Genomic DNA, 18,512 nt, shown 5'->3' with positions numbered 1-18,512 from the left:
GATCTGCGTCGTGTCCTAGTCGGACGCAAGGTCATCGGTGACGGCCAGGCGGCGTTGCTCCTTCAGTACTTCCTCCAGCCAACGGGCAAGAGCGAGAACGTCCCGAACGTTCTCCTGGCTGAGGGTGAGGTCCTTGGCCCAGACGTTGGCCGGGATGATCGGGAGGGTTTGGAGGAATCCGGGGCCGTGGGGAATGCCGATCGCGCCGATTTCGATCCAGGGCATGAACTTCCGGCCGGAGCGAATGCCTGCGCGATCGACGGTCAGAACGGGCCGCCGGGTGATTGCCTGCCAGACGAGGTAGCCGGCAGAGCCGATGAACAAGGCGAACAGAAAGAACGCCAGGACGCGGGAGAAGCCTCCCTCTTCCAGCATGCTGGGGGACGCGTTCACCGCCATGACGGCAGGCCAGACGGTGATGACGGCCTTGAACACGAAGGCTCGCGGTCGCTGTGGAAAGACCACCCGACCAGTGCGTCGCAGTTCCTCGGCCCACACCTCGGCGGACGCGTCCCCCATCACAGCCATGGCATCCCCCAGCCCTCGACTCCCCCCGGAGCAAGGTCACTTTAGACGGTGCCGAGGCGCAGGCCGAGGATCTCGACGGTCCCGCGGGTCGGATGCGTGACCGCCCCGCACAAACCCAGCAGTGTGCTCTTGCCTGCCCCGTTCGGCCCGAGCAGCGCCCACCGCTCACCTTCGCCGATCGTCAACGACACCCTGGCAAGCAGCAGTTTGCCGTCCCGGACGAAGTCGACGTCCTTCAGTTCGAGCACCCGAAAACCTCCTCGTACAGTTCCTTCAGCTCCACCGCACTCGCCTCCCGGCCCGTCTCGTCGGTACGGCGCTGCACGTGCCGCGCGAACTCGCGTTCCTGGTGAGCCGAGAGACGTACGCCGTACGTCGTCTCAAGCACGTGCGCGATCCCGCCCTTCCCCGACTGGCTGTTCACCCGTACGACGGCCTCGTACCCGCGACCCAAATCGGCCGGATCGATCGCCAGATAAGGCACATCCCAGGCCACATCACCGCCGGAGGAGGACCGCCGCCGGTGTTCCGCGAACCCCTTCCGGATCGCGTCCTGATGGGTCCCGGAGAACGCCGTGTAGACGAGGTCCCCGACGTACGGGTGCCGTGGATGGATCGGCATCCGGGTGCAGTACTCGACCGTCTCGCGGATCCCGTCGATGTCGGAGAAGTCGATCATCGGGTCGACGCCCTGCGCGTGCAGATTGAGCGCTAGGGTGGCGATGTCGACGTTCCCGGTGCGTTCACCGTTGCCGAAGATGCAGCCCTCGACCCGCTGCGCGCCGGCGAGTACGGCGAGTTCCGCGCAGGCGATCCCGGTGCCACGGTCGTTGTGCGGGTGGACCGACAGGATGACGCTGTCGCGGCGGGGCAGGTTCTTGTCCATGTACTCGACCTGGTCGGCGTACACGTTCGGGGTTGCGGCCTCGACCGTCGCGGGCAGGTTGAGGATGACCGGCCGCTCCGGCGTCGCATCCCACCGCTTGGTCAGCTGATCGCTCAACTCCAGTACGAAGTCCGGCTCGGTCAGGTTGAACACCTCCGGCGAGAACTGGAACCGCACGTTCTCCTGTGCACCTGCGAGCCGCAGGATGTCCTCGGCGCCGGCGTAGATCAGCGACGCCAGTTCGTCCTTGGTACGACGCAGTACGACGTCCCGCCAGGTCGGAGCCGTGGCGGCGTACATGTGGATGACCACCTGACCGCGCATCCCGGCGATCGACTCGACGGTCCGCTCGATCAACTCCGGCCGGGCCGGTGTGAAGACCACGACCGTGACATCGGCGGGCACGAGATCACCAGTCGCCAGCAGCCGGACGAAGTCGAAGTCGGTCTGTGAGGCGGACGGGTACCCGACCTCGATCTCCTTGTAGCCGATGGCAACCATCAGCTCGAAGAACCGACGCTTGCGCTCGGGGTCCATCGGGTCGGCCAACGCCTGGTTGCCGTCCCGCAGGTCGACCGGCACCCAGAGCGGGGCGGTGGTGATCCGGCGGTCCGGCCACTCGCGGTCGACGGGTGCGACCGGCACCTTCGCGAAGATGTCGCGGTAGCGGTGGCTGGGCATGGTGGAGTGCTGCTGGCGGTTCCAGTCCATCGATCTCTTCCTTCGGCTCGCAACTGAGACCGGCAGGCGACAGCACTCCACGGTGGGGGTGCCGGTCGAATCAGCTCCCGCCGTGGCGGCCAAGAAGGAGAAGGTTCCAGGACATGCGGAACACGCTAACCCGAGATCAACTCCTCAGACAAGCTGAGAACTTCAGACGCCCTAGACTGAGCCGCATGATCCGCCGTCACCCACTCGCAGAGCAGGCGGCCGAGGAGCTCCTCCGCCGGATCGGCAGCGGCGAGTGGCAGCTCGGCCAGAAGCTGCCGGGCGAGACCACGCTGGCCGCACAGCTGGGTGTCGGCCGGTCGACGATCCGCGAGGCGGTCCGTGAACTGGCCGGCCGCCGGGTGCTCGAGAGCCGCCAGGGCGCCGGTGTGTTCGTCATCGCGCATCAGGCCACGGAGGACTGGGACAAGGTCCTCCGCAAGGCCGACATCACCGACGTCCTGGAAGGGCGGCTTGCGATCGAGACCGAGGCGGCCCGGCTGGCGGCAAGCCGTCGTACGCCGGCCGATCTCAAGAACTTCCGGTACACACTGACGGACCGGAAGAAGGCCTCCGAGAAGTCACCCGACGACTGGTACGTCGAGGCGGACCTGGCCTTCCACCGGGCCGTGGTCACCGCCGCGCACAACGCCGTACTGACCGAACTGTTCGACACCTTCGTACCGCGGATCCGCCGGGCGATGCTCGACATGCTGAAGCTCGACCAGGTGCACCGCCACCGCCACGATCAGGCGGCGCACGAGGCGATCGCCGACGCCATCCGCGACCGCGACCCCGAGCTCGCCGCGACCAGGGCGCGGGAACACCTCAGCGCGGTCCGGAGCGCAGTCAACTAGGCGCGATGCCGGTCGTGGAGTGAGCGCAGCCAAGGCGTTAGGGCGTCCAGGTCACCGACGTTGTCCTGCGGGATGGTCAACGGCCGGGCCCGCCGATCAGCGGGGCGAATCTGCACGGTCCGGATGCCGGGCAGACCGGCCGGGTCGTCGATGCTGGTGATGCCGGACCAGCGCAGACTGCGGCCGCGCGTGATGCCGTCGGCGTCGACCTTGACGACCGGCCGATTGGTGATCAGTTGCCACAGCGTCAGGCCGGTGCCGTAGACGAAGGCGGCCAATGCGGTCAGCCGCAGTACGCCGAGCGTCCCGGAGATGTCGTCGTTGCGCAGATGGTCGAGATTCGTCCACGCCGACATCACCATCAGCAGTGCGAACCCGGCCAGCCGGACCGCCAGCCGCCCCCGCCGCGGCGGGAAGACGACGCTGCCCTTGCTCTCGAGCTCCGAGGACCACGTATCAGCTGACATCAAGCACCCCAGGTCGCAACATGCTCAGCAGCCGACGGCGGGTCGGCCCCGTGCCGCGTGCACGTGATCGCGGCAGCCTTCACCGCGTAGTCCACCACATCACGCAGGTCCGACGCCGTCAGTCCTTCCAGCCGCGTCGCACCGAGCAGACCGCGCGTGTGCAGGCCCGCGATCAACGCCGACATGAACGAATCGCCGGCGCCGACGGTGTCGATCACCGTGATCGCGGGCGCCGTCACCTCGACGCGCGCGTCCGCGCTGATCCCGATCGCGCCGTCCCCGCCGCGCGTGATCACCACGCACCGGGTCCGATCGACGCTCAGCAGCTCCGCCGCGATCTCGTCGGCCGACTGTCCGGGCCGCAGGAACTCGCAGTCCTCGTCGCTCAGCTTCACCAGGTCGGACAGCGCGGCCAGCTCACGTACGGCGGCCCACGTCGACACCGGGTCCGGTGTGATCGTCGGCCGCGCGTTCGGATCGAGCGTCACCGTCACCGGCTGCTCCGCCATCGACTTCAGGAAGGCGTGGATCGCCTCCGCGCCCGGCTCGAGCACAGTCGCGATCGACCCGGTGTGGATCGCCGGGCAACCCCGCGACAGCGAGAGCGCCGGCGGCTCCCAGGTGATGTCGAACTGGTACGACGCCACCCCGGCCGCATCGAGCGTCGCGGTCGCCGTACTGGTCCTGAAACCGGGCTCCACCGAGCCGGGCGCGAGCTGGACGCCGTTCCCGAACAGGTGAGCGCCGAGCTGGTCGCCGTACGGATCGGTGCCGAAGCGGGTGACGAGCTGGGTCGGTACGCCGAGACGCGCCAGCCCGACAGCGACATTGGCCGGCGAGCCGCCAGGCGTCGCCTTGGTCTTGCCGTTGCCGTTCCTGGTGGTCTTTCCCGCGGCACCGACAATGTCCACGAGAGCCTCCCCAACAACGAGGACGGGCGCGGTCACGGGACCTCCCGGCCTGGACTGAGGAGTGGAAGGACCCGCCGCGCCGGAGGCGTGGCCAAAAGCACCGCGACTGGAGCGACGAGGGAAGGCCGGGAGTCAAAGCCCCGTGACCCTGCCGGCGCCGGAGGCCCGGCCAAGAGCACTGTCATCTGGCGTGCTCGAAGTCGATGGCGGAGTAGGCGCGGAGTTTCTCCAGTTGGTGCACGCTCTCGATGCTGCGGATCGTGCCGCTGCGCGACCGCATCACCAGCGAGTGGGTACGCGCGGTGGACCGGCCGTACCGGACGCCGCGCAGCAGCTCGCCCTCGGTGATCCCGGTGGCGACGAAGAAGCAGTCGTCCCCGGAGACCAGATCGTCGGTGGTCAGCACCCGGTCCAGGTCGTGGCCGGCGTCGATCGCCTTCTGCCGCTCCTCGTCGTCCTTCGGCCAGAGCCGGCCCTGGATCAGTCCGCCCACGCACTTCATCGCACAGGCCGCGATGATGCCTTCCGGCGTACCGCCGATGCCGAGCAGCATGTCCAGACCGGTATCCGGCCGGGCCGCCTCGACCGCACCGGCCACGTCACCGTCACTGATGAACTTGATCCGCGCGCCGGTGGCCCGGATCTGGGTGGCCAGGTCCTCGTGCCGCGGGCGGTCCAGCAGTACGACGGTGACGTCGTCGACCGTGGAGCCCTTCGCCTTCGCCACCCGGCGGATGTTCTCCGCGACCGGGAGCCGGATGTCGACCACGTCGGCCGCCTCCGGGCCGACCACCAGCTTCTCCATGTAGAAGACCGCGGACGGGTCGTACATCGAGTTCCGCGCCGACACCGCCATCACGGCGATGCCGTTGTTCATCCCCTTCGCGACCAGCGTCGTACCGTCGACCGGGTCGACCGCGACGTCACACTCCGGGCCGTCGCCGGAGCCGACCTGCTCGCCGTTGTACAGCATCGGGGCGTTGTCCTTCTCGCCCTCGCCGATCACCACCGTGCCGTTCATCCCGACGGTGCCGATCAGGGTGCGCATCGCGTTCACGGCCGCGCCGTCCGCGCCGTTCTTGTCGCCGCGACCGACCCAGCGGCCCGCCGCCATCGCCGCGGCCTCGGTGACCCGGACCAGTTCCAGGGCGAGGTTCCGGTCGGGCGCGTCCGCCTCGACCTCGAGGTGGGCAGGTGGCGTCGTCGGATCGCTCATGCTTCCACCTCGCTGGCGCTCGGCTCCAGCATGAGCGATAAGTCGGCTCTGCTTCGTGTTCGCTCGCTGCGCTCGCTCATGGCACCGGATCGTAGCCAACTCCTTCGGAGCCCGTTCAGGCGAGATGCGACACTCGTCGTATGAGTTCGACAGGTCAGGGCCCATCCGGCGACGGCGCACCCGCGGCGACGGAGGACCCGCAGGCGGCGCAGGATCCGCGCGCGGCGGCCGCGGCGCGGGAGAAGGCCCGGGCGCGGGCCGAGGCGATCGCTTACCGGGAACAGAACCGCAAGGACCGGGCCAAGGCCCGCACGCTGACCAACATGGTCTGGGCGCTGCTGGCCTGTTTCGTCGTGGTGGCGTTCCTGATGATCGTCACCTGGCGGCCGAAGGCGGAGAAGATCACCGCGATCGATTACACCGCGCAGCTGGAGGACGCGAAGAAGGTCGCCCCCTGGGTCCGCGGCCCGGCCCCGATGCCGGCCGGCTGGTCCGCCACCAGCGTGGAATTCCGCACTCCCGAACAGAGCCCGATCACCTGGCACCTGGGCATTGTCACGAACGAGAAGAAGTACGTCGGCCTGGAACAGTCCAACGTGACCGGTCCGAAATTCCAGTCCGAGGAACTCGGCAAGACCACCGACGACGGTACGTCGAGCGTCGAGGGTGTCACCTGGCAGCGCAAGGTGCTGCTCGACCGCAAGAACGAGAACGCGTTGGTGCTGGTCGGTTCCGGTGTCACCACGATCGTGGTCGGGAATGCCGGCTACCCGGCCCTTGAAGCGTTTGCTTCGGTGCTGCGCTGATCAATTCCTGACCACGTTCCGGACGAACGTTGACACCTGGGGCAGCAGCGGGGTTCCATCGATTCTTCGGCTTGTTCTGTGCTCGGGGAAATCAGAGGGAGCTCTGCTTTGATTTCTGCAACCCAGGTCGGGGGTTGACCCGAGCATGTTTGTCACGGGGCTGTTGCTCGCCGCGGCAGGTTCGCCGCACCTCGGCGTACCGCGGCAATTGCTGTCCTACCACGGCGACACCCTGCTCGGTGCGGCCCTCGACACCGCCCGTCAGTGTGGCTTCGACCAGTTGATCGTGACGCTGGGTACCGCGTCGGAGCAGATCCGCGACCGGATCGACCTCGACGGGGTGCGGGTGGTCGAGTCACCGCACGCTGACACCGGCAGCTCGTCGATCGTGCCCGCGCTGGACGTGGTCGACCGCCGTACCGACGGAATCGTGGTGATGCTCGGCGACCAGCCGGGCGTGACATCGGCCACGGTGTGGTCGCTGGTCGCCGAGGTCGGCGGACCGGCCACCCCGATCGGAGTGAGCCGGTACGACAACGGTCGCGGGCACCCGTGCTGGTTCGGCCGGGAGCTGTTCGGCGAGCTGCGGCAGCTCCGCAGCGACGCCGAGCTCTGGGAGCTGATCGAGCTCGGCCACCACCCGGTCACCCAGGTTGATGCCATAGGCAACGTTCCGCTCCAGGTCGAGACCTGGGACGACTACCGCCGGCTCGTCGCCGGCTACGACCCGGCCCTGCGCGCGTTCACGCCCGGCGCTTTCGACGACACGCACCCCACGCCACTGCCGACCCGCGGCCCACACCGCCGCCACCGCGCAACACCCTGACAAGGGGCGGACCGCGAGGCCATCACAATGCGCGCCACGGAGCGGCACCACGCGTGGCACGGGGCCAGGCGGCCATTTGTGATGGCCTGGCGGACCGCTAATCCGCGCCCACCAGCCGTAGCCCGACCACGCCGGTGACGATCAGCGCGATGCAGGCCAGGCGGGCCGGCGTGAGCGGCTCGTCGAACAGCAGGACGCCCAGCGTCACGACGCCGATCGACCCCAGGCCGGTCCAGACCGCGTACGCCGTACCGACCGGAAGGCGATCCAAGGTCTTCGCCAGCAGGACGACGGAGATGACGCCGAAGACCAGTACGCCGACGGTCGGCCAGAGCCGGCTGAATCCTTCGCTCGGTTTGAGGCTGAGCGCGAACGCGATCTCGAACGCGGCCGCCGCGAGCAGTACCAACCACGCCATCAGGCCGCCAGTGCTCCCCTCAGCTGCCGCAGCGTGACGGTCGCGACCCGGACGCCGAGGGCCTCCGCCGTGCGCAGGTCTGTCGCCGGCGGCGCCTTCTCGGCCGACAGGTCGGCGTCGGACTGCGCCATCGCGCCGAGCCAGCTGCCGAGCCGGTTGAGGTCCTCGATGCTCGCGGTGCTCTCGGCCCAGCCGGGGTAGATGTCCAGGCCGACCCAGATCATCCCGTGCTGGGCGGCGAACACGGCGAGGTCGACCAGGCTGTTCAGCTTGTCGCCGGACATCGCCTTCGAGTTGGTGAACCCGGCGGCGATCTTGTCCCGCCAGGCCAGGTTGTCGGCCCAGGCGCGCACGCTCTCCTCGGCGAACTTCTTGAACACCCAACTCGGGCTGCCCATGTACGTCGGGGCGCCGAAGACGATCGCGTCCGCGGCGGCGAGCCGGCTCCAGACGTCCTCGGTGAGCTCGTCGAGCGGGACCAGGTCGGCGACGGCTCCCGGCACGCTGGCTGCGCCGGCTGCGACTGCCTCTGCTTGGCGAGCTGTGTGGCCGTACCCGGAGTGGAAAGCGATCGCGATCCGGGCGGGGGTGTTGCTCATACTTCCTCCAGGGTCTTTAGCGGACTACAGTCCGTCTTATGAACGACAGTACCGGACCACAGTCCGCTTCACAACAGGGTCTCCCGGTCGTGGGTCAGTCGCGCCCGGAACGAGCCGACGCGCGGAGGAACCGGCTGAGGGTGCTGGAGGCGGCCGACCGCCTGTTCACCGAGCACGGCGTGAAGAACGTGTCGCTGGACGCGATCGCCGCGGCGGCGGGTGTCGGCAAGGGTACGGTGTTCCGCCGCTTCGGCGACCGGGCCGGCCTGGCGGTGGCGCTCCTCGACGAGCGGGAGCAGGAACTCCAGGCCAAGATCCTCACCGGCCCACCGCCGCTAGGGCCTGGCGCTCCCGCGGTCGACCGGGTGACGGCGTTCCTGGACGCCTACCTCGACCTCCTCGACCGCCATGTCGAGCTGTTCATGGACAGCGAGAACGCCTCAGACGGCGCCCGCTACCGGATCGGCTCCTACCGTCTCTGGCACCGACACCTGGCCCTCCTGATCGAAGAGGCCCGCCCGGCTCTCGACGCCGACTACATGGCCCACGTCGTACTTGCTCCGCTCGCCGCCGACCTGCACAACGCCCTTCGGGACGAGGGCTTCGACCTCAGCCGGATGAAATCCGGCCTCCGCACCGTGGCGACAATCCTGCTGGGCGCGGTCAGCGGCGGCGAGGGGGCTTGAACCTGCCTTTGATCGTCACGATGTCGGTGGCGTTCCCGGTCAGCTTCTCCGCCGTAGCAGTGCCGAGCAAAGCCCGCACCCTAGTCCGCCCGAAGGGTCAGCCTGATCTCCGTAGATTGGTCAGCGAGAAGCAGGTTCGCGCGGCGATCTCGGTGAAGCCGCAGCGCGCGGAGCAGCGCCAGGTCGCTCGGATCGTGTTGCTCAGTTGGGCTTTTCCTCGTGGGCGGCTTGGGCTTTGGCCAGGCGTTCGCGGGCGCCGTCGAGCCAGCGTTGGCAGGTGGCGGCGAGTTCTTCGCCGCGCTCCCACAGGGCGAGCGACTCTTCGAGGGAGGTGCCGCCGGCTTCGAGTTTGCGCACCACCTCGACCAGTTCCTCCCGGGCCTGCTCGTAGGAAATCTCCGGACGGTCGCCGCTCACGTGTCCTCCTCGGACTTGACTTCGACCGCGAATCGGCCGTCACTGACTCGCGCCTGCAGCAGATCGCCGGCCGCCACCTGCGCCACTTCCCGTACGGCGGTCCCGTCGGCCAACTGCAGCACGGAGTACCCGCGCTCCAGCGTCGCCTTCGGGGACAACGCCCGTACGCTCGCCAACCGGTGGGTGATGTCGTCACTCGCCCGATCCAGCCGGTGTGTCAGCGTTCGCCGGCTCCGCTCGACCAAAGCTCCGATCTCGTCGGATCGCCGCTGCAGATCCGTCACCGGCGCCGCCAGCGACGGCCGGCTGCGAATCGCCGCCAGCGCATGCATCTCCCGCTCCAGCCAGCCGGTGATCGCTCGCACACCGCGCTCCCGCAGCAGCCGTACGCCGTCCAGCTCCTCGCGCACATCCGGCACGATCCGCTTCGCCGCATCCGTCGGCGTCGACGCGCGCAGATCCGCGACCAGGTCGAGCAAGGGGGAGTCCGGTTCGTGCCCGATCGCGCTCACCACCGGCGTACCCGCCTGAGACACTGCCCGGATCAGCCCTTCGTCCGAGAACGGCAGCAGATCCTCCAGCGACCCGCCGCCGCGCGCGATCACGATCACCTCGACCGACTCGTCCGCATCCAGCTTCCGCAGCGCGGTCATCACCTCACCGGCCGCCGCCGGCCCCTGCACCGACGCGTACTCCACCCGGAACGCCACCGCAGGCCACCGGCGCTTCGCGTTCTCCAGTACGTCGCGCTCCGCCGCCGAGTCCCGCCCGCAGATCAACCCGATCGTGTGCGGCAGGAACGGCAAAGACTTCTTCCGGTACGACGCGAACAAACCTTCAGCCGCAAGGAGTTGTTTCAGCCGCTCGATCCGGGCGAGGAGCTCACCGATGCCGACGTGCCGGATCTCGTTGACCGCGAGCGCGAGCGTGCCGCGACGGGCGAAGAAGTTGGGTTTCGCGTTCACCACCACGCGCGAACCGTCGGTGACCGGCGGATCGACCGCCTCGAACACCCGGCGGTTGCAGGTGAACCGCAACGAGATATCCGCGTCGGTGTCCCGCAACGTGCCGAAGACCGTGGTCGTCCCGCGGCCGATCGACACGTCGGTCAGCTGTCCCTCGACCCAGACAGCGCCGAGCTGGTTGATCCAGCTGGCAATACCGTTCGCGATCGTGCGAACGGCTGCAGGCGCATCCGGCGAGGTCTCCAATGCCACGCCCAGACCCTACGACCCCGCGCCGACAAACCCCCGCACGCCACCTCACCCGGGCGTGGATCCCACCAGTTGCCGGATCACCTTCTCGAGCAGTCCATCGGGGAGTACGCCGGGCAGAGTGAGCTCTTCGAGCATGAACCCGCCGACGGTTAGGTAGAGCAGCAGTGGATCGCCGGGCAGGCCGTGCTCCTGGTGCAGCCGGATGTTCTCGTCCAGGTTCTCCCGCACCCGCTGGGCGAGGGCCTCTTGGAGCGCAGGCCGTCGGGTGGCCTCGAGCCGAAGCTCGAGGAGCGCCAGATAGCCGACCCGATCCTTCGACAGCCGTTCCTGCAGCAGGTGGAGCAACGAGGTCAGGAACTCGGTGGACGGCGGCTGATCGAGGTGCGCCGGATCAGCGCCCAACCGGTCGTGGATCCGCATTCCGGCCTGCAGTAGGAGGTCGTCGCGGTTGGCGAAGTAGTTCGACGTCGTCCCGTTCGGCACACCCGCTGCGACGTCGACCGATCGGAAGGTCAACCCGCGCGCGCCGTCGGCTGCGAGTACTTCGATCGCCGCGTCGACCAGCGCTGTCCGCCGCTCCGGATTGGTTCTCATGGTGTTCTCCTTGTCGAAACCACTTTGATCAGAGTACTTTGATCAAAGTGGTTTGATCAAGAGAGGCGACCATGCGAGAACTGACCTACTTCATCGCGGCCACGCTCGACGGCTACATCGCGGACCCGAGCGGCGGCGACCCCACCGACGTCAGTCCGGGCGGGTTCTTCCTGTCCCAGGGCGATCACTCGGCGCCGCTGATCTCGGCGTACCCCGAGACGCTGCCGGGCGCCGTACGCGAACTGCTCGGTCTCGACGCGCCCAACACGGTCTTCGACACTGTCCTGATGGGTCGGAAGTCCTGGGAGCTGGGTAAGGCGCTCGGCAGCACGAACAGCTACCCGCGCCTGCGCAACTACGTCTTCTCCCGGACGCTGACCGAAAGCACCGATCCCACGGTCGAGTTCGTCTCCACCGACCCGGTCGCGAAGGTCCGCGAACTCAAGCAGGAGGACGGTCTCGGCATCTGGCTGTGCGGCGGCGGTGGGCTGGCCGAAACCCTCTGGCCCGAGATCGACCGCCTGGTCATCAAGGTCAACCCGGTGGTGATCGGCGCCGGCATCAAACTGTTCGATGGGGCCGATTTCGCCGTACGACGCCTGGAATTGACCGATCACCAGGTCTACCAGAGCGGCGTCGCCGTACTCACCTATCGCAAGGCCTGATCACGTGCGCCCTCTGTTGCTGCTCGACTTCGACGGTCCGCTGAATCCGTACCGTGCGCGCGAGATCCCGGCCGGATACGAGCGGCACGAGATCGTCGAGGGCGACAAGACCTGGGTGGTCTTGCTCAACCAGCAGCACGGCGTGGAGCTCAACGCGCTCGCGGACGTGTTCGACCTCGTCTGGGCGACGAGTTGGGAGCATGGCGCCAATCGCCTGCTGGGGCCTCGTCTCGGCCTGCCTGAGCTGCCGGTGATCGTTTGGCCGCCTCGGGAATCGATTGCAGGGGTACGACGAGGGTCATGGAAGACGCCGTACGTCGCGGAATGGGTCGGCGACCGTCCGTTCGTCTGGGTGGACGACGAGCTGAACCGGCACGACCGCTTCGCTCTCGCCAAGGCGCACCGTTCGCACCTCCTGCATTGGGTGGAGGCGGATCGTGGGCTGACCGCGGCGGACTTCGCGGCGATCCGGGACTGGGCGAGCCGTAATTCCTTTGCGGACAAGGCGTTTCGCCCCCATGATTGAGGCACTGGAACACCTCCCGGGGGAGCCGTCCGGACAGGGCGGACGGCTCCTCGTTGCGGTCAGCAACGTACCTGTCGTGGTGATGCTGGTCACAAATCCGGGCGGTTCGGGCGGCCCTGAATCCGGCCCGTACCATGGGGGACGTGACTGCCCAGCCTGAAGACCCTGGTACGACGACCGCGGTGAGGACCAAGCGGGTGCTGCTCGCTGCCCCACGCGGGTACTGCGCCGGCGTGGATCGGGCGGTCGTGGCGGTGGAGAAGGCGCTCGACCTGTACGGGCCGCCGGTCTACGTGCGCAAGGAGATCGTGCACAACAAGCACGTCGTGCAGACCCTGCAGGCGCGCGGCGCGATCTTCGTCGACGAGACCGACGAGGTGCCCGAGGGCGAGACGGTGATATTCTCCGCACACGGCGTCGCCCCGGTCGTGCACCAGGAGGCGGCCGCGCGGCAACTGAAGACGATCGACGCGACCTGCCCGCTGGTCACCAAGGTCCACCACGAGGCCAAGCGGTTCGCCGCCACCGACTACGACATCCTGCTGATCGGCCACGAGGGCCACGAGGAGGTCATCGGGACCAGCGGCGAGGCGCCGGATCACGTCCACCTCGTCGACGGCCCCAGCGACGTACCGAACGTGACGGTCCGTGACCCGGAGAAGGTGGTCTGGCTGTCCCAGACCACGCTGTCGGTCGACGAGACGATGGAGACGGTACGGCGGCTGCGGGAGCGGTTCCCGAACCTGCAGGACCCGCCGAGCGACGACATCTGCTACGCGACCCAGAACCGCCAGGCCGCGGTCAAGAAGCTTGCCGCGGAGGCCGACCTGATGATCGTGGTCGGCTCCCGCAACTCCTCGAACTCGGTGCGCCTGGTCGAGGTCGCCGTCGAGCACGGCGCCAAGGCCGGCTACCTGGTCGACTACGCCGCCGAGATCGACGAGGCCTGGCTGGAGGGTGTCGACTCGGTCGGCGTCAGCAGCGGCGCGAGTGTGCCCGAGGTGCTGGTCCGCGACGTCCTGCGCTGGCTGGCCGAGCGCGGGTACGCCGAGGTCCAAGAGGTCACCACGGCCGAGGAGAGCCTGACGTTCGCCCTGCCCCGGGAGCTCCGCAGTGACCTCAAGGCGGCCGGTCTGCCGACCACCGGCACCTCGGATCACGCCTGGACTATTTGATCACCAGCTTGATGGTCTTGGTGGTCTCGAACGGTCCGTCGGTGCCGCAGTACTCCACCGTGTAGTGGAAGGTGTACGTGCCCGGCTTCGTGTAGGTGTGTGAATCGATCGGGTAGGTCTCGCGGCCGGTGGTCCGCTTCTTCGAGTACTCACACGTCACCGCACCGCCGTCCGAACCGCCTGGATCCTTGCCGTCGCCCCAGGTGTAGTTCGTGCCGCCGGACAGGTTGAGGAACGAGGTATCGGCGGGCAGGGCCGTTCCTTCCGAAGTCGTCGGCCTGAGCACGGTGCCCGAGACCGTGACGTCCATGGTGACGGTCCGTCCGTTGATGGACGGCGTCAGCTTGACGTCGACATCGATCGGCGGCTGCGCCGGCGGGGTCGTCGTGGTCCCGGTGCCGGTCGTCGTCCCCGCGCCCGTGGTCGTCCCCTTGCCCGGGCTCGACCCAACGGTGGGACCCGCCGTTGTCGCCGGGGTGCTCCCGGTCTTGGTGTCCGGCGTCGTGGTCGGGGAAGCCGGCGTTGTCGGGCTGGCGGTCGGCGGTCCAGTGACGACCGTTGTCGGTGCGCCCGGCGTGCCGGTCACCGGCGGGCTGCTGTTGATGTCGGTGAGGTTGCCGGCGGCAACGGCGACGGCAACCACCGCGGCCGCGGCCAAGGTCACCACACCGGCGGTACGACGGCGCCGTACCGAACGAACCCTGGCGAACACGGCCTCACTCGGGACCCCGCTCGGCGGTGGCGGATCGGCGACAAGTTGCTCGAACTGGTGCTTGAGATCGTCGGTCATGGTCAGCCCTCCTTCTGGACCGTGGCGGGGATTGCGGTGATCAGTTCGTGTTCGCGGAGCCTGGCCAGCCCGCGGGAGACGTTGGACTTCACGGTGCCGATCGAGCAGTTCATGATCTGGGCGATCTCGGCCTCCGGCAGGTCCTCGAAGTACCGCAGAACCAGCGTCGCCCGGGTACGCCGGGGGAGTGTGGCGAGTGCCCGCAGCAACAAGTCGCGGTCGTCCACGGTGCCGTACTGCTCCCGGGCGTGCGGCTCGGGCAGTTGCTCGGTCGGCGTCTCACCCCGCCACTTCCGCCGCCACCACTGGGTGCTGGTGTTCACCATCACCGTCCGGGTGTAACTCTCCAGCGCGTTGCCGCTACGCAACGAGTTCCGGTGGAACCACACCTTGGTCAGCGAGGTCTGCACCAGATCCTCGGCCAGATGCCATTCCCCGGTCAGCAGATACCCGAACCGTTGCAGTGCGGTGAACCGCCCGTCCACGAACTCGGCGAACTCGTGGTCGCGTCCTGGATCCATCCCAACCCCCATCTCATCCATCTCGGTCAGACTTGTGATGACCGGACGAGAGCAAAAGGTTGAGTCCCGATCTGCCGGCGCTGAACTGTAATCTCCCCGCCTGCCGACGGCGGCCAGGAGTGGCGCGAGCGCGGCTGACGCCCGGGATCGGGTGATCTCAGTTGCTGAGCGGCTTGCCCAGATATCCGCGCGCGATCATCGTCACCCACTGGTAGACCGCGTCCTCCGCCGGTGCCAGCGGCCCGGGCCGGAAATGCGGTGACTCCGCCCCACGCTGGACCGACTCGCACGCCGCCCAGTCCTCGCGATTGGTCACGTCCCAGAACTCCACGGCGTACGACGGATCGCTCACCTCGGCCGGGAAGTACCACGAGCACTCGATCGCCGTCACCCCCGGCGCGCGCGGCTCCAGGCGATGCGTCATCACGTAGTCCGGATGCAGCGAGAGCAGCAGGTTCGGGAACAGGCCGAGGTAGTTCACCCGGCGCGGATCCACCCCGGGTAGCGTCACCCCACCCGACCGCCCATCGAGCGACATCGTCTCGACACCCGGTCGCAGGTCCATCAGTCCGCCGACCCAGGCGCCCGGCAGGTTCCAGTTGTCACCCGAGGTCGGCGGCGACACCTTGCACAGCTCGGGATGGATCAGCGGGCAGTGGTAGCACTCGTGGTAGTTCTCGACCACCGTCTTCCAGTTCGACGCGACGTCATACTGATGCCTCGCCTTCAGCACCAGCGTCTCCGGCTGGTACGGCGCAACCAGTTCGGTGATCCCGCCAAGATGCTCGGCGAACGGTCCCGCCGTACCGGTCGCGTTCACGAACAGCCACCCGTGCCAGACCTCGGCCGGCAGTTCGACCAGCTTGTACGGCGTGGGGTCGAACGCCTCACCCATCCGCGGTGCCGCCTTCACCGAACCGTCGAGCTCGTACGACCACCCGTGATACGGGCAGACCACGGACCGACGATCGCTCGCCTGGTCACACTGCAACAACTCATGCCCGCGATGCCTGCAGGTGTTGGCGAACGCACGCGGCCGATCCCCGAAGGTCAGGACGACCGCGATGTCGCCCACGTTCACCGCGCGATGCGTCGTACCCGACGCCAACTCGTCCACCCGGCCGAGACAGCTCCAGCTCCCGGCGAAGAAGTGCCGTCGTTCCCACGCGAGTACGGCGGGATCGGTGTACGCCTCCTGCGGCAGCATCACCGACTCCCCATGCGGCCGCAGCGAAGCCTCCAACCCACGGGCATCGACCGGAGCATTCACCATCCGCCCACTATCAGCCGCAAACCCACCCGCCGTCGAGCAATCGGCATGTCGGGTACGGCGAGCGCGCTTCTGGTGAGCGCCCGCCGTGGACCCGCGCTACTCCACGCCCGCCACGTACGCGCCGAGGACGTAGTCCCAGCCGGTGTCGTAACCGGCGCGGGCTCGAACGCCGTCCGGCCGCCGTTCCCACCCGGTGTGGACCAGTTCGACCTCGGTCCCCTCGTCCACTGCGGTGAACGTCACCGTCACGTGGCCTGCCTGCAGCGGATCAGTCCCCGGATGCCAGGTGAAGCTGACTGACTTCGGCGGATCCCAGTCCGAGACCGTCCCCCACGACCCAACCTCTCCGTCGTCGTCGTACTCAACGATCCGCCCACCCACGGCGCCCTCGAGCCGCACCTCACGCGCCTTCTCCTGGGCGACCGAATGTGTTGCCATCGGCCACCACGCAGACATCTCCGCGGTGAACACCTCGAAGGCCCGCTCGGGCCCCACCGGGACCATGACCTTCTTCACCAACGGCGCCAACCCTTGATCCACGCTCATCCCCGTTCCTCCTCCCAACTATTGCTCGCCGCCGGACTCGGTGCGGCGGATGTGGTCGGCGTACGCCTCGAGGGCGTCGTCCCAGAACCGGTCCAGCCAGGCCCGCAGTTCGTCGAGGCCGGTGCGGTCGACGCGGTAGATGTTCCGCGTGCCGCGTGACTCGTGATCCACCAGGCCCACCGCCCCGAGCACCTTCAGGTGTTGCGAGATCGCCGGCCGGCTGACCGGGATCCGCTCGGCCAGTCCACCGACCGAACTCGGCCCGCCCCGCCGCAGTGTCTCCAGAATCGCCCGTCGGGTCGGATCCCCCAGCGCATCCAGCACGGGTCCGGCCACCTCGAGCAATCCGTAAGTCCCCACGAACGGTAAGCTGCCACTAACCAAGGCGTGCGTCAAGGTCTCGGGACCACTCGCCCGCACAGCAGTCCACCGCACCCGCAGCTCGGTGCGCTGTGGGTGCGGTGGACCGGGGCGGACTGGGGTCAGTTGAAGGGGTCGAGGGTCAGGTACGCCTGCTGGGGGTTGCCGTCGTGGACGAGGGACTCGTGCGCGCCGACGTCGTCGAAGGCGAACGCGTAGGCCTTGCCGTCGGCCATCTGGGCGTGGATCTTGCGTGCGTAGTGGTTGGTGACGGTGTCGAGGTAGAAGCCGGCGTTGTTGGGGTCGGGCTGGTTCGGGTTCACCAGCAGAGTGGAGCGGTTGTAGCCGGCGCAGAGAGTGCGCGAGATCGGGCCGCGGACCTGGTCGTTCGGTGCGTCGAGCAACTTGAAGCAGCCGAAGATGCTGACCGAGTCAGGCTTCTGGAACGATGTGACGACCACGCCCGAGCTGTTGGTGAAGTTCATGACATCGCCGGAGACGCGGCCGAAGTACTTGATGCTCGGCTGGTCCGTGAACGGTGTGACCGTCAGCGTCTCCGAGCTGTACTTGGCCCAAACCCGGTTCACGTAGTCGTCCATCGCGTTCGCCGGTAGCGCGCCGGTCTCAACGCCGTACAGGGGTGAGAGCGCCCGCAGTACGGACCCGTTCGGCGCCGTCTGGATCAGGTTTGCCCAGCCGCCGGGCTGTCCGCGGAGTGCGTCGAAGAACCCGTTGTACCCGCCGGGCTTCAGGTGGCCGGTGGTCTTGGTCGACCCGTCGGCGAGCTGCACCCCGACGGCGTACGGCGCTGAGAACATGTCGACCTGGGTGCTGTTGATCCACAGTCCCGAGTCGTTGAGCGTGTACTCGGACCAGTTGAACACGATGTTGCGGTTCGGATCGCTCGGGTTCTGTACGGCGGGTTGCGCCAGTCCGCCGGTGGTGAGTTTGAAGACGAGCTTCTCGCCGTACGAGAAGTACACCCGGCCGGAGAACTTCGGCATCCGGATGGTGAGCGACTGCCCGTTGGCCGGGCCGGCGATCGACGCGTCCGGCGCGGGAGTCGGCGGATTGCCCCCGGCCGGCCAGGCATGGAAGTTGCCTGCGGCATCGGCCCAGCCCTGTTGCCCGGTGGCCAGGTTGGTCCCCAGGTTGTAGATGTACACCGGGTCCCCGCGGCCCGAGTTGTTGGTGATCTGCAGTGGAATGGTTGCCGGGACGGCCGCCGCCGGACTGTCGTTGGTTGCCGTCAGTACGCCGGCGATACTCGCCGCGGCCACGGCGATCGCCAGCAGGTGATGCTTGATGCGCACAGTTCCTCCTCAGGTTGTCCCGTACGAGAAGGCGAGGCGCCGGCACGGCCGAGCCGCTGCGTTACCGGGGCACACCAGCCCCGCGAACCGGCGCTCAGGTCCGAACGACGAGGGACGGTGGATCATCGAACGACCAGGTGAGAGCGCTCTCATCGTTCGCGAACCAACCAACGCCTGTCAACACCCCACCCCTGTCGGCTTTCCGAC

At 68.1% G+C, this 18,512-nt stretch carries 24 protein-coding genes; 7 read left to right on the top strand and 17 right to left on the bottom strand.

All coding sequences use genetic code 11. The features are described from left to right. Nucleotides 1-15: 15 nt before the first annotated feature. Genes EV652_RS07405 through EV652_RS07395 form a run of 3 tightly spaced genes read right to left on the bottom strand, consistent with a single transcriptional unit; the run spans nucleotide 16 to nucleotide 2,125 of the window. Complete coding sequence (locus EV652_RS07405) at nucleotides 16-528, bottom strand: hypothetical protein (protein WP_132208232.1); 513 nt, start codon at nucleotides 526-528, stop codon at nucleotides 16-18. 41 nt (nucleotides 529-569) lie between these two features. After that, entirely contained in the window at nucleotides 570-776 is a 207-nt protein-coding gene (locus tag EV652_RS07400) for an ATP-binding cassette domain-containing protein (RefSeq protein ID WP_132208231.1), read from the bottom strand. Next, nucleotides 764-2,125 (bottom strand): 2-isopropylmalate synthase, encoded by a 1,362-nt coding sequence (locus EV652_RS07395; RefSeq protein WP_242001619.1) that lies wholly within the window; start codon nucleotides 2,123-2,125, stop codon nucleotides 764-766. The genes EV652_RS07400 and EV652_RS07395 overlap by 13 nt, the downstream gene beginning before the upstream one ends. Nucleotides 2,126-2,310: 185 nt before the next feature. On the opposite strand from EV652_RS07395, the gene EV652_RS07390 reads away from it, so the two are divergent. Beyond that, complete coding sequence (locus EV652_RS07390) at nucleotides 2,311-2,979, top strand: FadR/GntR family transcriptional regulator (RefSeq protein ID WP_242001618.1); 669 nt, start codon at nucleotides 2,311-2,313, stop codon at nucleotides 2,977-2,979. Here the strand turns inward: EV652_RS07390 and EV652_RS07385 are convergent. From EV652_RS07385 to glpX, 3 genes are all read right to left on the bottom strand, one after another. Beyond that, on the bottom strand, nucleotides 2,976-3,446 hold the full coding sequence (locus EV652_RS07385) for a hypothetical protein (RefSeq protein ID WP_132208230.1): 471 nt from the start codon (nucleotides 3,444-3,446) through the stop codon (nucleotides 2,976-2,978). The two genes, EV652_RS07390 and EV652_RS07385, sit on opposite strands and share 4 nt — an antisense overlap. Beyond that, entirely contained in the window at nucleotides 3,446-4,393 is a 948-nt protein-coding gene (locus EV652_RS07380; protein ID WP_132208229.1) for a carbohydrate kinase family protein, read from the bottom strand. Before EV652_RS07380 ends, EV652_RS07385 begins: the two co-directional genes overlap by 1 nt. Nucleotides 4,394-4,538: 145 nt before the next feature. Beyond that, nucleotides 4,539-5,573, bottom strand: coding sequence for a class II fructose-bisphosphatase (gene glpX, locus EV652_RS07375; RefSeq protein WP_132208228.1), 1,035 nt, complete (start codon nucleotides 5,571-5,573; stop codon nucleotides 4,539-4,541). Between the two features lie 140 nt (nucleotides 5,574-5,713). Between glpX and EV652_RS07370 the strand changes: the two genes are divergently transcribed. Together EV652_RS07370 and EV652_RS07365 are read left to right on the top strand one after the other, a co-directional pair. Continuing rightward, nucleotides 5,714-6,379: a DUF4245 domain-containing protein gene (locus tag EV652_RS07370; protein WP_132208227.1), complete on the top strand. Its 666-nt coding sequence runs from the start codon at nucleotides 5,714-5,716 to the stop codon at nucleotides 6,377-6,379. Between the two features lie 145 nt (nucleotides 6,380-6,524). Then, nucleotides 6,525-7,205, top strand: coding sequence for a nucleotidyltransferase family protein (locus EV652_RS07365; protein WP_132208226.1), 681 nt, complete (start codon nucleotides 6,525-6,527; stop codon nucleotides 7,203-7,205). Nucleotides 7,206-7,302: 97 nt separating this feature from the next. Here EV652_RS07365 and EV652_RS07360 read toward each other — a convergent pair whose 3' ends face one another. Further along, the gene (locus EV652_RS07360) at nucleotides 7,303-7,623 is read right to left on the bottom strand and encodes a DMT family transporter (protein ID WP_132208225.1); all 321 of its coding nucleotides are present in this window, start codon (nucleotides 7,621-7,623) and stop codon (nucleotides 7,303-7,305) included. Further along, nucleotides 7,623-8,222 (bottom strand): flavodoxin family protein, encoded by a 600-nt coding sequence (locus tag EV652_RS07355; RefSeq protein WP_132208224.1) that lies wholly within the window; start codon nucleotides 8,220-8,222, stop codon nucleotides 7,623-7,625. The genes EV652_RS07360 and EV652_RS07355 overlap by 1 nt, the downstream gene beginning before the upstream one ends. A gap of 38 nt (nucleotides 8,223-8,260) precedes the next feature. Here EV652_RS07355 and EV652_RS07350 point away from each other — a divergent pair, with 38 nt between their 5' ends. Continuing rightward, a complete protein-coding gene (locus EV652_RS07350) occupies nucleotides 8,261-8,908 on the top strand; it encodes a TetR/AcrR family transcriptional regulator (protein ID WP_132208223.1) in 648 nt (215 codons plus the stop codon). A 201-nt stretch (nucleotides 8,909-9,109) separates the two neighbouring features. Here the strand turns inward: EV652_RS07350 and EV652_RS07345 are convergent, their stop codons facing one another. From EV652_RS07345 to EV652_RS07335, 3 genes are read right to left on the bottom strand one after another with little or no spacing between them, the layout of a single operon-like run. Continuing rightward, complete coding sequence (locus EV652_RS07345; protein ID WP_132208222.1) at nucleotides 9,110-9,325, bottom strand: exodeoxyribonuclease VII small subunit; 216 nt, start codon at nucleotides 9,323-9,325, stop codon at nucleotides 9,110-9,112. After that, complete coding sequence (gene xseA / locus EV652_RS07340; RefSeq protein WP_132208221.1) at nucleotides 9,322-10,542, bottom strand: exodeoxyribonuclease VII large subunit; 1,221 nt, start codon at nucleotides 10,540-10,542, stop codon at nucleotides 9,322-9,324. The genes EV652_RS07345 and xseA overlap by 4 nt, the downstream gene beginning before the upstream one ends. Before the next feature lie 45 nt (nucleotides 10,543-10,587). Then, the gene (locus tag EV652_RS07335; RefSeq protein ID WP_132208220.1) at nucleotides 10,588-11,136 is read right to left on the bottom strand and encodes a TetR/AcrR family transcriptional regulator; all 549 of its coding nucleotides are present in this window, start codon (nucleotides 11,134-11,136) and stop codon (nucleotides 10,588-10,590) included. 71 nt (nucleotides 11,137-11,207) lie between these two features. On the opposite strand from EV652_RS07335, the gene EV652_RS07330 reads away from it, so the two are divergent. The 3 genes from EV652_RS07330 to EV652_RS07320 all read left to right on the top strand — a co-directional run bounded on the left by EV652_RS07330 (nucleotide 11,208) and on the right by EV652_RS07320 (nucleotide 13,502). Then, a complete protein-coding gene (locus tag EV652_RS07330; RefSeq protein ID WP_132208219.1) occupies nucleotides 11,208-11,801 on the top strand; it encodes a dihydrofolate reductase family protein in 594 nt (197 codons plus the stop codon). Between the two features lie 4 nt (nucleotides 11,802-11,805). Next, nucleotides 11,806-12,327: an HAD domain-containing protein gene (locus EV652_RS07325; RefSeq protein WP_132208218.1), complete on the top strand. Its 522-nt coding sequence runs from the start codon at nucleotides 11,806-11,808 to the stop codon at nucleotides 12,325-12,327. 134 nt (nucleotides 12,328-12,461) lie between these two features. Then, nucleotides 12,462-13,502 carry a 4-hydroxy-3-methylbut-2-enyl diphosphate reductase gene (locus EV652_RS07320; RefSeq protein WP_132208217.1) on the top strand — a complete coding sequence of 347 codons (1,041 nt, stop codon included), beginning with the start codon at nucleotides 12,462-12,464 and terminating at the stop codon, nucleotides 13,500-13,502. Here EV652_RS07320 and EV652_RS07315 read toward each other — a convergent pair. From EV652_RS07315 to EV652_RS07290, 6 genes are all read right to left on the bottom strand, one after another. Continuing rightward, nucleotides 13,495-14,292, bottom strand: a complete 798-nt coding sequence (locus EV652_RS07315; protein ID WP_132208216.1) for a hypothetical protein — start codon at nucleotides 14,290-14,292, stop codon at nucleotides 13,495-13,497. The two genes, EV652_RS07320 and EV652_RS07315, sit on opposite strands and share 8 nt — an antisense overlap. Nucleotides 14,293-14,294: 2 nt before the next feature. After that, a complete protein-coding gene (locus tag EV652_RS07310) occupies nucleotides 14,295-14,834 on the bottom strand; it encodes a SigE family RNA polymerase sigma factor (RefSeq protein ID WP_132208215.1) in 540 nt (179 codons plus the stop codon). A gap of 136 nt (nucleotides 14,835-14,970) precedes the next feature. After that, nucleotides 14,971-16,086 (bottom strand): aromatic ring-hydroxylating oxygenase subunit alpha, encoded by a 1,116-nt coding sequence (locus EV652_RS07305; RefSeq protein ID WP_132208214.1) that lies wholly within the window; start codon nucleotides 16,084-16,086, stop codon nucleotides 14,971-14,973. A gap of 96 nt (nucleotides 16,087-16,182) precedes the next feature. Beyond that, entirely contained in the window at nucleotides 16,183-16,632 is a 450-nt protein-coding gene (locus EV652_RS07300) for an SRPBCC domain-containing protein (protein ID WP_132208213.1), read from the bottom strand. Between the two features lie 18 nt (nucleotides 16,633-16,650). Next, complete coding sequence (locus tag EV652_RS07295) at nucleotides 16,651-16,992, bottom strand: ArsR/SmtB family transcription factor (RefSeq protein ID WP_242001616.1); 342 nt, start codon at nucleotides 16,990-16,992, stop codon at nucleotides 16,651-16,653. A gap of 122 nt (nucleotides 16,993-17,114) precedes the next feature. Then, nucleotides 17,115-18,305 carry a glycoside hydrolase family 64 protein gene (locus EV652_RS07290; protein ID WP_132208211.1) on the bottom strand — a complete coding sequence of 397 codons (1,191 nt, stop codon included), beginning with the start codon at nucleotides 18,303-18,305 and terminating at the stop codon, nucleotides 17,115-17,117. Between the last annotated feature and the right edge of the window lie 207 nt (nucleotides 18,306-18,512).

This window comes from Kribbella steppae (assembly GCF_004342025.1).
Classification (GTDB): domain Bacteria; phylum Actinomycetota; class Actinomycetes; order Propionibacteriales; family Kribbellaceae; genus Kribbella; species Kribbella steppae.
The sequence above is the reverse complement of the archived record's forward strand: the minus strand, read 5'-3'. Positions and strand labels throughout refer to the sequence as shown.